Here is a 13,116-nt window from a genome sequence, read left to right on the forward strand (position 1 = left end):
GCATACGACAAATGTGTTGCGCCCGTGTTACATCTGGGTTAAATAACCATTACGATTTGATTGCGATTTGGTTACCGGATCAGCTGACTCCTTGCTTATGGAGCTTTTCTTTCAGTTCCTCAACGTAATGCTGGGCGCTTTGCGCGGCGATGCTGCCGTCGCCGGTGGCCGTCACGATTTGCCGGAGCGTTTTTTCCCGCACATCGCCGGCAGCGAAAATGCCCGGCACTTTCGTTTCCATTTTCTCGTTCGTCACAATATAGCCGTTTTCATTCGTGATGCCAAGGCTCGCAAACGGCTTCGAGAGCGGCACCATCCCGATGTAAATGAACACGCCGTCGCACGGAAATTCACGTTCTTCGCCCGTTTGCGTATGCACAAGCGTCACGCTGCCGACTTTTCCGTCCTTTTCGTTGATTTGTTTCACCGTATGGTTCCAGATGAAGTCAATTTTTTCATTGGCAAACGCCCGGTCTTGCAAAATTTTTTGCGCCCGCAGCTTGTCGCGGCGGTGAACGATCGTCACTTTGCTGGCAAAGCGCGTCAAATACACCCCTTCTTCGACCGCTGAATCGCCGCCGCCGACGACCACCAGTTCTTTTCCTTTAAAAAACGCCCCGTCGCACACCGCACAGTACGACACGCCGCGGCCGCCTAGCTCCGCTTCACCCGGTACGCCGAGCTTTTTGTATTCCGCCCCGGTGGCGATGATGACGGCGCGCGCCTTGTACTCTTTGTCGCCGACGATGACCGTTTTGTACGCCTCGCCGTCGATGATGTCTTTCACATCGCCGTAAGCGTATTCCGCGCCGAATTTTTTCGCATGCTCAAACATTTTCGTCGCCAATTCCGGGCCTAAAATCGTCTCAAAGCCCGGGTAGTTTTCCACTTCTTCGGTATTCACCATCTGCCCGCCCGGGACGCCGCGCTCGATCATCAAGGTCGACAAATTGGCGCGCGATGTATAGACAGCCGCCGTCAGCCCAGCCGGCCCGGCTCCGGCTATAATGACATCGTAAATTTTTTCCTCTGCCACACCGTCCACTCCTTCGCTCGAGAATCCTTCCATTTTCATCGTATAGAAGTCGGTTCGCCCTGTCTATTGATTTGCTCATGACCATAGTTGGCGCGCTTTTTGCACATATTTTCCCACCGTTGCCGCCGAGACGCCGTATTTGGCCGCCATCTCTTTTTGCGTCACTTTCTCTCCTTGCTGGCGGCGCCACATGTATTCAATCGCCGCCGCCCACGCCGCTCCGTTCGCAAACCGTTCGCCATCGGCCAGCGGATGGACGGCAATCGCAAACGCAAAGCGGCAGAGTGCTTCCTTTTCTTCATTATTTGCCGAAAGCGCATCGACCATGCGGCCGACGTTCCCCGCCCGGGCGGACGGGCCGTCGGTCAAGCCAAATAAAAACGAGTCGATGAATGGACGCAAGCGTGGGTCGGCCGGCAACAAGCGGCAGACCGCCAGCGACATGGCCGTTTCCTCCGCTTGCTTCGAGCGGCTGAACAAATATAAGCCGTACAACTGGTCAGCCAATCCTTCCTGCTCAATCCAGCGGATGATGCGGGCAAACGCTTCGTCGAACGACGGAACAGCCCACGGCTCCTCGCCGCGCTTTTCCGGATGAAACACGAGAAACTCTTCCCACATGTTCCGAGCGAGCGATTCATGCCCCGTATGGTAGGCGGTGCAGGCGAGCCAGTAGTAAAACGGCCCGTCGCCGCGAAAGCCGCTTTTGTACAGGCGGTGCAGCCAGCGGAACGCCAAATCGAACCGTCCGACAAGCGCGAACGTCGCCCCGAGCTTGTATTGATGCTCATGGAAAAACGGATAAAGCCCGGCGAGCGTCCGGCAAAGGGAAGAGACTTGCTCCTGATCATGCAAGTAATACGCGAAAACGAGCGCATTGCAAAGCGCATGCAAGTTGCCGGGGTCGCGCTCAAGCACATTCTCCAGCTTCTCTTTTGCCTTCTCGACCTGGCCGCTGTAAAAATACGCAAGCGCCAGGTTGTTGTGCGCCGCCCACACGTCCGGATAGCGGGCGACAATCGCCTCGAGCGCCTCAATCGCTTCCGCAAACCGCTCCTCCTCAAGCAACCGGCGGGCGCGATCCTCGAGCGCCATAAGGTCTTCCTGCTCCTCCGTCCATTCCGGACCATCGAGCCGAAGCAGCTCAAGCAAGTCGGCGGCATCGTCGGCAAACTCCCCGTCCGGCTCATTCGCCAAGTACTGTTCAGCGTATTGCCGAGCCTCGCGGAACAAGCCGAGGCAGGCGAAATTGTTCGCCAAAAAATACAAACAGTCGTCCATCGTTTCATCGAGATCATGAATAATTTTGAACAGCCATTGGTTTGAAAACTGGTATTCACCAAGTTCGGACAATACTAGCGCCAGCTGCAGAGCAAACGACGCATCGCGCTCATCCAAACGGACGGCGCGCTCGAAATACTTCCTCGCCTTATGCAAATCGCCCCGATCGTATGCTTTCATTCCTTTTTTGAAAAAATACTCTCCGTTCTGGATAAACGGCACAATCGTCGCTTTTCGTGATGACTGCTTCAGTTGTTTTCCCATTCTGTCCTCCGTTGTCCGTAAAATTCGTCGAACAACAGTATATCATATTGGCCGCTGAAACAAACAACAAAACTCAGCTCAAAAACATGGCAGCCGCGCCATCGCCGTCCGCCAAACGGCGGAGACGTCAAAAAGGATGCCCCGCCCTCCGGCTGCCTCCGCGGTTCGCTCACGCGAGCCATGAGCCCGGCAGTCTGAGTGGCGGGCATCCCGTTTTCCCATTCCTCCGTTTCCAATCGTCCCCGTGAACAAGCCTTCGCCAACCATCGGCTTACGATTAGGTTTGTTCCGCTGCTTCCGTTTTTTGTGCGTGCCGCTCGGCAAGCGTTGCCAGCACGGCGTCAAGCGGCAGCTTTTGTTCCCGCAACAGCACAAGCAAATGGTACAACAAATCAGCCGCTTCCCATTTCAGCTCGTCATGACTCCGGTTTTTCGCCGCAATAATCACTTCGGCCGCTTCTTCGCCGACTTTTTTCAAAATTTTATCGACGCCTTTTTCAAACAAATACGTCGTGTACGACCCTTCTGGCCGTTCGGCGTCGCGCTTGGCGATGATCTGTTCGAGCTCGTTCAAAATGGCGAACCGGTCGGCCTGCGGCGCGCGCGCCGCGCCGTCCAGCGAGCGGGAAAAGCACGAATACGCGCCCGTATGGCACGCCGGACCCGCCGGCTCGACGAGCACAAGCAGCGCATCGGCGTCGCAGTCGTAGCGGATGTCGACAACGCGCTGCACGTTCCCGGATGTCGCACCCTTATGCCACAACTCTTGGCGCGAACGGCTGTAAAACCACGTTTCTCCGGTCTCGATCGTTTTTTCGAGCGACTCTTTGTTCATATAGGCGAGCGTGAGCACTTCCTTGCTTTGCGCATCTTGGACGATCGCGGGCACCAGCCCTTTTTCGTCAAAGCGAATGTCCGCCGTCATCGCACGTTCACCCCTCTTTCTTTCAAGTACGCTTTCACTTGCCCAACCGACGTTTCTTTGTAATGGAAAATGGAGGCCGCGAGCGCTGCGTCCGCTTTCCCTTTTTCGAACGCTTCGAGGAAATGCTCGGCCTTGCCGGCGCCGCCGGACGCAATGACCGGAACGCTGACCGCTTCGCTCACCCGCCGCGTCAAGGCAATATCAAAACCGTTTTTGCCGCCATCGGCATCCATGCTCGTCAGCAAAATCTCCCCGGCGCCAAGACGGACCGCTTCCTGCGCCCACGCGACCACTTCCCATTCGGTCGCGTTGCGGCCGCCGTGCGTATAGACGCGCCATGAACCAAGGGCGTCATCGTATTTCGCATCAATCGCAACGACGATGCATTGCGAGCCGAAAAAGTCCGCCCCTTCCGCGATCAAGGCCGGATGGAGCACCGCGGCGGTGTTGAGCGACACTTTGTCGGCCCCGGCGCGCAGCATCCGCTTCATATCGTCAAGCGAATGAATCCCCCCGCCGACCGTAAACGGAATGGCGAGCTCGGCAGCGACGCGCTCGACGACATCGACCATCGTTTTCCGGCCTTCATGGGAAGCGGAGATGTCCAAAAAGACGAGCTCGTCCGCCCCTTGCTCATCGTACGCCTTCGCCAGCTCCACCGGGTCGCCGGCATCGCGCAGCTGGACAAACTGCACTCCTTTGACGACGCGGCCGTCTTTCACATCGAGGCACGGGATGATGCGTTTCGTGATCATCGCTCGCCCACCGCCTTTAACGCTTCCGCAAGCGTAAACTGATTCGTATAAAGCGCCTTGCCGACGATCGCACCGCCGATGCCTTGTCCAGCATATTGGCAGAGCGCGCGCAAATCGTCAAGCGAGCTGACGCCGCCAGAAGCAATCACTTCTTTTCCCGTCGCCTCGGCCAACCGGACCGCGGCGGCGATGTTCGGGCCCGACAGCGTGCCGTCCGTTGCAATGTCCGTAAAGATAAACGTCTCCGCCCCCGCCTCGGCGAGCATCCGCCCGAGTTCTTCCGCTTTCACGTTGGACGTCGCCAGCCACCCTTCCGTCGCCACGAAGCCGTCGCGGGCGTCAATGCCAATCACGATGCGGCGGCCGTATGTTTGGAGCATCTTTTTCACAAACGGCGGATCGGCAATGGCCGCGCTTCCTAAAATGACGCGGGCGACCCCATTTTCTAAATAATGCACGATATCCTCTTCCGTCCGGATGCCGCCGCCGACTTGCACGTTGACGCCCAGGCGGGCCGCTTCAATGACAAACCGGTCGTTGACGCGCCGCCCTTCTTTCGCTCCGTCCAAATCGACCATATGAATCCACTCCGCCCCTTGGGCCGCGAATTGCTCGGCCATCGCGACCGGCGAATCGCCGTACACCGTTTCTTTGCTGTAATCGCCTTGCAGCAGGCGGACGCATTTTCCGCCGCGCATATCGATCGCCGGATACACCGTAAACGCCGCCATCAGCGATTCCCCCTTCCCGTGACGATGCCGACATAATTGTTCAAGATGCGCATGCCGACCGCCCCGCTTTTTTCGGGATGAAACTGCGTGCCCCAGACGTTGCCGCGCCCGACAACCGCCGGAACGTCCACGTCATACTCGCTGCTCGCGAGCACGACGTCCTCATCGCCCGGGACGACGTAATACGAATGGACAAAATACACATGCCCTTCCTCAACGCCATGAAGAAGCGGCGACGGGCGATGGAAACGGAGCCGGTTCCAGCCCATATGCGGCACTTTATACCGTTCACCCGTTTTCGTCACACCCGGAAAGCGGACGACGCGGCCGCGCAAAAGCCCAAGCCCTTTGGTCGGCCCGTTTTCCTCGCTTTCGTCAAACAACAGCTGCATCCCTAAACAAATGCCAAGCAACGGCGTGCCGTTTTCAGCCGCCGCACGGATGAAATCGGCCAACCCGGTTTCACGCAAAATGTGCATCGCATCGCGAAACGAGCCAACCCCAGGCAAAAGGAGCCCGCGCGCCCGCGCCAACTCCTTGATGTCGCCGCTCACGATATACGGGCAGCCGAGCCGCTCGAGCGCTTTACGGACGCTGTATAAGTTGCCCATGCCATAATCGATGATCCCGATCATCGCCATCCCATTCCTTTCTTCGCTGATCCATGCCAATCGATCGTTTTTCTTCATCCACCGAACCACTTGATGACGGCATCCCTTTTCCTCACGGCGCTCCTTTCCCGGGCGCCTCTCCTTGGCGCCCGGCCGCCTTCCTCCGCGGAACTTTTCCCACAGGGAGCGCCGCATGCAATCGGCTACAGCATCCCTTTCGTCGACGGGACGCCTTTGACGCGCGGGTCGATCATCGTCGCTTCATCGAGCGCCCGCCCGAGCGCTTTAAACACCGCTTCGATCATATGGTGCGTATTGCGCCCGTAATGGACGATGACATGCAAGTTCATGCGCGCCTCCAGCGCCAGCTTCCATAAAAACTCATGGACGAGCTCGACATCGAACGCGCCGACTTTCGCTGCCGGAAACTCGCCGCGAAACTCGAAATGCGGGCGGTTGCTCAAGTCAATGACCACTTGGGCCAAGGCGTCATCCATCGGCACAAACGCGTTGCCGTACCGCTTGATTCCTTTTTTGTCGCCAAGCGCTTCTTTGATCGCCTGCCCGAGGCAAATGCCGATGTCTTCCGTCGTATGGTGGTCGTCAATATGCGTGTCGCCTTTGGCGTCAATGCGCAAATCGAACTGGCCGTGTTTCGCAAACAAATCGAGCATATGGGTCAAAAACGGCACGCCCGTTTCCAGTTCGGCTTTTCCTTCGCCGTCAATCGCCAAACGCAGCTCAATGCTCGTCTCGTTCGTCGTTCTCGCGACCGTCGCTTCCCTTGCCATCGTTCATTCCCCCTTCTTCAGCCGCATCTCAACGGCGCGCGCGTGCGCCTCGAGCCCCTCGAGGCGGGCAAAGGCGGCGATTTTTTCTCCATGTTGTTTCAATGCGGCTTCACTGTAAACAATCACGCTTGATTTTTTCACAAACTCATCGACGCCGAGACCGCTTGAAAACCTTGCCGTCCCGTTCGTCGGCAGCACGTGGTTCGGCCCGGCGAAATAGTCGCCGACTGGCTCGGAGCTGAAGCGGCCGAAAAACATCGCCCCTGCATGGCGGAGCTTCCCTAATAGCGCGAGTGGTTCGGCCGTCATCACTTCCAAATGCTCCGGCGCCAGTTCGTTCACGACATCGACCGCTTCCTCAAGCGTCTCCGTGACGTAAATGGCGCCATAGTTCTCAAGCGCCGCTTGGGCGATGCCGCGGCGCGGCAGCGTTTCAATCTGTCGTTCGACTTCACTCGCCACCGCCAGCGCCAATTTCATCGACGGCGTCACCAAAATCGCTGACGCCCGCACGTCATGCTCGGCTTGCGACAACAAATCGGCCGCAATCTCATCCGCATGCGCCGTCTCATCGGCGAGCACGACAATTTCGCTCGGCCCGGCGATCATGTCGATCGCCACATGCCCAAACACTTCCCGCTTCGCCAATGCGACATAAATATTGCCCGGCCCGAAAATTTTGTCAACCGGCCGGATCGTTTCCGTCCCGTACGCGAGCGCGGCGATCGCCTGCGCGCCGCCGACTTTGTAAATTTCCGTCACCCCAAGTTCATAGGCCGCCGCCAGCACGCCAGCCGGAAGCGCGCCGTCTTGGTTTGGCGGCGAGGTGATGACAATCCGCTTCACTCCCGCCACTTGTGCGGGAATGACGTTCATGAGCACAGACGACGGGTAAGCGGCCGTCCCGCCCGGCACGTACAATCCGACCGCATCAAGCGGCGTTACCTTCTGCCCGAGAATCGTGCCGTCTTCGTTCGTCATCCACCATGATGAGCGCTTTTGCCGCTCATGATAGGCGCGAATGTTGGCCGCCGCTTCGCGAATGATCTGAAGCATCTCCGCGTCCATCGCCGCATGCGCCCGCTCCAGTTCCGCTTCCGTCACCTTGAGCGAATCCAAGCGGACGCCGTCAAACCGTTCCGTGTATTCTTTCAGCGCTTCGTCGCCGCGGGCGCGCACAGCGGCGATGATATCGAGCACCGCACGCCGCTGCTCCTCCGTTCCGCTTTCAATCGTCCGCCTTAGCGACACGCCACCTCGGATCCGTTCGATTTTCATCGTTCGCTCCCCTTTCTATGGCATCGATCCGTTTTCCTCCACCAAGCCCCCATCAGCGCCGCGGACGCCGTTCCGCCAACGCCGCGCCGAGCCTCCATCAAGCTCTCTGCGGACAACCGCCCGTTTCCATCTTTTTCTATGGTTGTGGAATCACCGCCGCCAATCGGTCGACCAACCGCTCAATGTCCCCGCCGTTTAGCCGGTAGCTCGCCGGGTTGACAATCAGGCGCGACGTCACCTCGGCGATTCGTTCCAGCTCGACAAGCCCGTTTTCTTTCAACGTCCGTCCGGTCGAAACGATATCGACGATCCGGTCGGCAAGGCCGATCAGCGGGGCGAGCTCGATCGAGCCGTTTAGGCGGATGATCTCAACTTGCTCACCTTGTTCGCGAAAATACGTCGACGCGATGTTTGGATATTTCGTCGCCACCCTTGGCGCGATTTCATTCATCTTGGCACCGGGCAGCCCGGCGACCGCCAAATGGCAGCGGCTGATGTGCAAATCGAGCAGCTCATAGACGTTCCGTTCTTCCTCCATTAAGACATCTTTTCCCGCTATGCCCAAATCCGCCACCCCATGTTCGACATAGGTGACGACATCCATCGGTTTCGCCAAAATAAAGCGCATCTGCTCCTCCGGCACGTCAATGACGAGCTTGCGCGACTCGTCAAATTCCGGCGGCAGCACATAATCCGCCCGCCGCAGCAGCTCGACCGCCTCATCAAAAATGCGCCCTTTTGGCATCGCAATCGTCAGCATCACTCTTCCTCCCTGCTCGTCGTCATGTGCAAACGCGGCGCTTTCCGCCAAACTCTCCCTCTCGCCGAACTAGCGCAGCCGGACACCCTCGTGGCTTTAGCCGTTCCATCTCCCGCCTCATCGACAGCCGTTCCAGTCGTTCCTGTTCGAGACGTTCTCCTCTTTTTGCGGCATTCATTGCCCGCTGCGGCCAAGCAAATAGACGATCGACCGGTAGCGCTGGCTGTAGGCGTCAATATCACGAATGCCGGCAATGTGCTGCAAGACGACGCGCTTGCCTTCCGCCCGTTTCGCCCCGGCGAGCTCCACCGCTTCCGCCAGCCGCTCTTGGCTAAAGACGATGCACTCGATGTCGCCGCGCACATCCGTTTCCCCAATCGCCTCAATCAACCGATCGACGCGCAAGCCAAACCCCGTCGCCGGCGCCGGGCGGGAAAACTTCGCCAGCAAATCATCATACCGGCCGCCGTTGCCGATCGGGAATCCGACTTGCTCGGCGTACACGTCAAATAAAATGCCGGTGTAATAGCTCATATGGCTGACAAGCGCCATATCGAGCTTCACCGCCTCGGCCACCCCATACGTCCGAAGCGCTGCCATGAGCGCCGCCAGCTCGTCGGACGCCCGCCGCCCCTCCTCGCTTGTGACGAGCGTTTTCGCCTGTTCGATCACGTCCGTTCCGCCGCGCAAGGAAAGAAGATCCAACAGCCGCTTTTGATCGATCGACGAAAGCGGCCACGACTTCACATGTTCGCGGTAACCGACGTAATTTTTCTCATATAAAAAACGGCGCAATACACTCGCCCGCTCCTCATTCCCTAAAATCTCCAAAAACAGCGCATTGACATACCCGATATGGCCGATGGCCACCGAAAAGCGGCCCAACCCCACGCGCTTCAACAACGCGACCATTAAGCTGATGACTTCGGCGTCGGCAGCCACCGTGCCGTCGCCGATCAGCTCGACGCCGATCTGCTCAAACTCCGCCGGCCGGCCGCCCTCGCGCTGCTGGGCGCGGAACACGTTGGCGTTGTACGCCAACCGGAGCGGATTGCCGTCGTCATAAAGCCTTGACGCCGCCACCCGGGCGATCGGCGCCGTCATATCGGGCCGCAGCACGAGCGTATGCCCTTGCTGGTCGAGAAGCTTAAACAGCCGATGATCGGCAATCGCCGACGCCGTCCCGACCGTTTCATAATACTCAAGCGTCGGCGTTTCAATAAACTCATACCCCCAACGCTCAATTTCCTCCGCCATCACCGAGCGCACTTGCTTTTTCAACTCATATAAAAACGGCAGCGTATCGCGCATGCCCAACGGTTTTTCAAACATGAACAACTTTTTTGCCATGTCCCCACGCCCTTTATCGAAATACTTTAGGAAATACTTTAGTTTGCTAATATGGTAGAGAAGTGAAGTTATTAGTAGTTTACTCCTTTGCGGCCACAGCGTCAAGGGGAAAACGCTTTGCCAATAACAAAACGGACAAGATCGCTTCAAAAAACTAGAAGCGCTTGTCCGTTTCGTTCCACACGGCATAGGCGGTGATCTGCTTTCTAATAAAAATAGCGGTAGTCCATCTTGTCAAAATCCGCAATTCTCCTTTTTTGTTTCTTTCCTTTTTTCCTATTCCAACATGGAAAACCGCCCCCGTTCAATCGGAAGGCGGTTCACTCCGGCGAACGATGCGCATCGGGCAGCCGGCGACCATCGCCCCGGGCGGGACGTCTTGATGAACGACGGTGCCCGCGGCGACGACGGCGCGGTCGCCGATCACCACGCCGGGCAAAATGGTCGAGTTCGCGCCGATCATCACCTCATCGCCGATCACGACATCGCCGAGGCGGTATTCGTTCACTAAATATTCGTGGGCGAGAATCGTCGTGTTGTAGCCGATGACGCAGTTGCGGCCGATGTAAATTTTTTCTGGGAAGAGAATATCCGGCATGACCATAAAGGCGAGCGCGGTTTGCTCGCCGATGTTCATGCCGAGAAACGTGCGGTACAGCCAGCGTTTCAGCGGCAAAAACGGCGTGTAACGCCCGATTTGAATGATGATGACGTTTTTCAGCACTTTCCAAAACGATACGGTGCGATACAACTGCCAGAGCGAGTTCGCCCCTCGGACAGGGTATTTGGTCGTTCGTCTCACCGGGAGAACGGATCCCCCTTTCATTCGTTGATGCCAACAATGGCCAACAAGTCGCTCATTTTTTCCAGCATATAGTCCGGTTCATATTGTTCCAAATACTCGCGCCCTTTAATCGCCCAAGCGACGCCGGCCGTTTTGACGCCGGCGTTTTTGCCGGCCAACATGTCGTGGTAGTTGTCGCCGACCATGAGCGCTTCGTCCGGTGTTGACTGCAGCACCTCAAGCGCCTTGTAAATCGGCTCGGGGTCCGGCTTTGGCCGCGTGACGTCATCGAGGCCGATGACGCACGAGAAAAACGGCGCCAGCCGCGTTTTTCTTAACCCCATTAGGGCGGTGTCGTGCATTTTCGTCGTCACGACGCCGAGGCGGAAGCCATGGCGGTGGAGCGTTTCGATCGTTTCATACACGGTGTCAAACTCGCGAATCAGTTCGTCATGATGGGCGTGGTTGAACGTGCGGTACGTCTTCACCATCTCCTCGACCCGTTCCGGATCGAGCGAGCCGAACGTTTCATAGAGCGACGGGCCGATGAACGGCAGGACGTCCTCACGTTTGTAACGGCCTGGATAGTACTTCTCCAACGTATGCAAAAACGACTGGATGATGAGCTCGTTCGTATCAATCAATGTGCCGTCAAGATCAAACAAAATGGTGCGAATCGTCATGAAGCGGCTTCCTTTCTAGTCGGTTGTTCAAAGCGGCGCCAAACGAACGCCACCGCCATTGTCAGCAATACGGCCGTCACCAAGCGGATGAAAAGCAGCGGCCAAACAGAGATGCCAAGCGGGACGAAAATGAGCGTATCTTCGACGACCGCATGGCAAGATACGAGAAAAATGAACGCCAGCGTCAAGTCGCGCTTCGAGACGCCGTCTTCTTTCGCCGCCTGAATCATCACCCCCGCCCCGTACGCCAAGCCGAACACAAACCCGGCGGCGAGCGTGAGCGATGTGTTCGCGCTCATGCCCAGCATCTTCGTCGCCGGCGCCATCCAGCGCGAAACGGCTTCGATCCAATGGCGTTCTTTTAAAATTTGAATGACCGTCATGAGCGGAATGACGATCGCGACAAGCTGCACAATGCCGGCGGCCGCTTTTTTCAGCGCCGCCAAGATGATCTCTCCCCAGCCGGACGGCGGGGCGGCTTCATGCGTGACAAACCCGTATTGGGCGATCTCCTGCCCCCCGTCCCAGAAATGGGCGATCAACAAACCTGACACGACAGCGAGCCCGACGCGCACGACGATCATCAGCCAAACGCTCATGCCGGTGCGCGAGGCGACGGATGACTCGACGATCAAGTTATGGGAAAAGGAAAGCATGACCGCGAGAATGAACACTTCCTTCACCGTCAACTCGATCGTCAGCATCGCCCCGATCGCCGCGTACAATCCAAGCAAATTGCCGAGCACAAGCGGCACAGCCGCATCGCCGGATAAGCCGAACCATTTCATCAGCGGCGTAACCCCATCAATGATCCATGAAAAAAGCGGCGTCGGCTGCAGCAACGCCAACAGGAGCGTCACGGGGAAAATGATTTTCCCCAGCGCCCATGACGTCTTCAGTCCGGCGATGACGCCGCGCTGCAATGTTCCTACCATATCTCCTCTCTCCTTCGCTTGTCTTCATGCCGCCGTGTGACCTTTTCACCACACGCCGCCCCTCTTTTTCCATAGTCATCCGTCAACGGATAAGGACGGCTATTCGTCTTGATACCTTGCTTTTGCCCATCCTTTCGCCCGGCGCACGATCCAAAGCGCGACGGACAAAACGATGAGCGTCACGGACACGACTTGCGCCGCGCGCAGGCTGCCGGCGAGCATCAAGCTGTCGGTGCGCATCCCTTCAATCCAAAAGCGGCCGATCGAGTACCAAATCAAATACGACAAAAACAGCTCGCCGCGCCGCAAGTTGATGCGCCGGAGCCAAAGCAAAAGACAAAAGCCGGCCAAATTCCAAAGCGATTCGTACAAAAACGTCGGATGCCAATAGCGGCCGTCAATGTACATTTGGTTGATGATCCAATCCGGCAAATGCAAATTTTCAAGAAACTGGCGCGACACAGGGCCGCCATGCGCTTCTTGGTTCATGAAATTGCCCCAGCGCCCGATCGCCTGGCCTAAAATGATGCTTGGCGCGGCAATGTCGGCGAGCTTCCAAAACGACAGCCCGCGCGCGCGGGCGAACACCGCGCCCGTCGCCACCGCGCCAATCAAACCGCCGTGAATGGCGAGGCCCCCTTGCCAAATTTTCGGAATCTCTGACAAATGCTTTGAATAATAGTGCCATTCAAACAGCACGTAATACGCCCGCGCGCACACAATGGCGATCGGCACGGCAAACAGCACTAAATCGACAAACGTCTCTTTCGGCAAGCCGCGCCGCACCGCTTCGCGCGTCGCTAGCCACAAGCCGATCAAAACGCCTGTGCCGATAATGACTCCGTACCAGTAAATCGTAATCGGACCGAGATGCAAAAACACGCGGTCGAGCGGCTGAATCGTTGCGTCCATCGTTTTTCCCTCCTATGCCC

The 13,116-nt window shown here is 57.5% G+C and carries 14 protein-coding genes; all 14 read right to left on the bottom strand.

Annotated elements, in window-relative coordinates; genetic code table 11:
• Positions 1-79: 79 nt before the first annotated feature.
• The 14 genes from trxB to lgt all read right to left on the bottom strand — a co-directional run bounded on the left by trxB (position 80) and on the right by lgt (position 13,096).
• Entirely contained in the window at positions 80-1,036 is a 957-nt protein-coding gene (gene trxB / locus ACR1UW_RS16360) for a thioredoxin-disulfide reductase (protein WP_033012068.1), read from the bottom strand.
• Between the two features lie 75 nt (positions 1,037-1,111).
• Entirely contained in the window at positions 1,112-2,581 is a 1,470-nt protein-coding gene (locus tag ACR1UW_RS16365; RefSeq protein WP_100659551.1) for a tetratricopeptide repeat protein, read from the bottom strand.
• A 277-nt stretch (positions 2,582-2,858) separates the two neighbouring features.
• Complete coding sequence (gene hisIE / locus ACR1UW_RS16370) at positions 2,859-3,506, bottom strand: bifunctional phosphoribosyl-AMP cyclohydrolase/phosphoribosyl-ATP diphosphatase HisIE (protein ID WP_050367790.1); 648 nt, start codon at positions 3,504-3,506, stop codon at positions 2,859-2,861.
• Positions 3,503-4,261 carry an imidazole glycerol phosphate synthase subunit HisF gene (hisF, locus tag ACR1UW_RS16375; protein WP_033015048.1) on the bottom strand — a complete coding sequence of 253 codons (759 nt, stop codon included), beginning with the start codon at positions 4,259-4,261 and terminating at the stop codon, positions 3,503-3,505. Before hisF ends, hisIE begins: the two co-directional genes overlap by 4 nt.
• Positions 4,258-4,992 carry a 1-(5-phosphoribosyl)-5-[(5-phosphoribosylamino)methylideneamino]imidazole-4-carboxamide isomerase gene (gene hisA, locus ACR1UW_RS16380; protein ID WP_498934112.1) on the bottom strand — a complete coding sequence of 245 codons (735 nt, stop codon included), beginning with the start codon at positions 4,990-4,992 and terminating at the stop codon, positions 4,258-4,260. Before hisA ends, hisF begins: the two co-directional genes overlap by 4 nt.
• Positions 4,992-5,633, bottom strand: a complete 642-nt coding sequence (gene hisH, locus ACR1UW_RS16385; protein ID WP_429878214.1) for an imidazole glycerol phosphate synthase subunit HisH — start codon at positions 5,631-5,633, stop codon at positions 4,992-4,994. Before hisH ends, hisA begins: the two co-directional genes overlap by 1 nt.
• Before the next feature lie 173 nt (positions 5,634-5,806).
• Positions 5,807-6,394: an imidazoleglycerol-phosphate dehydratase HisB gene (gene hisB, locus ACR1UW_RS16390; protein WP_033012056.1), complete on the bottom strand. Its 588-nt coding sequence runs from the start codon at positions 6,392-6,394 to the stop codon at positions 5,807-5,809.
• Positions 6,395-6,397: 3 nt separating this feature from the next.
• Positions 6,398-7,672 carry a histidinol dehydrogenase gene (hisD, locus tag ACR1UW_RS16395; protein WP_498934114.1) on the bottom strand — a complete coding sequence of 425 codons (1,275 nt, stop codon included), beginning with the start codon at positions 7,670-7,672 and terminating at the stop codon, positions 6,398-6,400.
• Positions 7,673-7,808: 136 nt separating this feature from the next.
• Entirely contained in the window at positions 7,809-8,432 is a 624-nt protein-coding gene (hisG, locus tag ACR1UW_RS16400; protein ID WP_033012052.1) for an ATP phosphoribosyltransferase, read from the bottom strand.
• A gap of 174 nt (positions 8,433-8,606) precedes the next feature.
• The gene (locus tag ACR1UW_RS16405; protein WP_498934116.1) at positions 8,607-9,782 is read right to left on the bottom strand and encodes an ATP phosphoribosyltransferase regulatory subunit; all 1,176 of its coding nucleotides are present in this window, start codon (positions 9,780-9,782) and stop codon (positions 8,607-8,609) included.
• 304 nt (positions 9,783-10,086) lie between these two features.
• A complete protein-coding gene (locus ACR1UW_RS16410) occupies positions 10,087-10,584 on the bottom strand; it encodes an acyltransferase (RefSeq protein WP_237420839.1) in 498 nt (165 codons plus the stop codon).
• Positions 10,585-10,604: 20 nt separating this feature from the next.
• On the bottom strand, positions 10,605-11,249 hold the full coding sequence (ppaX, locus tag ACR1UW_RS16415) for a pyrophosphatase PpaX (protein WP_150825963.1): 645 nt from the start codon (positions 11,247-11,249) through the stop codon (positions 10,605-10,607).
• Positions 11,246-12,184, bottom strand: a complete 939-nt coding sequence (locus ACR1UW_RS16420) for a nucleoside recognition domain-containing protein (protein WP_498934119.1) — start codon at positions 12,182-12,184, stop codon at positions 11,246-11,248. Before ACR1UW_RS16420 ends, ppaX begins: the two co-directional genes overlap by 4 nt.
• Positions 12,185-12,283: 99 nt before the next feature.
• The gene (gene lgt / locus ACR1UW_RS16425) at positions 12,284-13,096 is read right to left on the bottom strand and encodes a prolipoprotein diacylglyceryl transferase (RefSeq protein ID WP_498934121.1); all 813 of its coding nucleotides are present in this window, start codon (positions 13,094-13,096) and stop codon (positions 12,284-12,286) included.
• Between the last annotated feature and the right edge of the window lie 20 nt (positions 13,097-13,116).

The organism is Geobacillus lituanicus (assembly GCF_050994965.1).
Classification (GTDB): domain Bacteria; phylum Bacillota; class Bacilli; order Bacillales; family Anoxybacillaceae; genus Geobacillus; species Geobacillus stearothermophilus.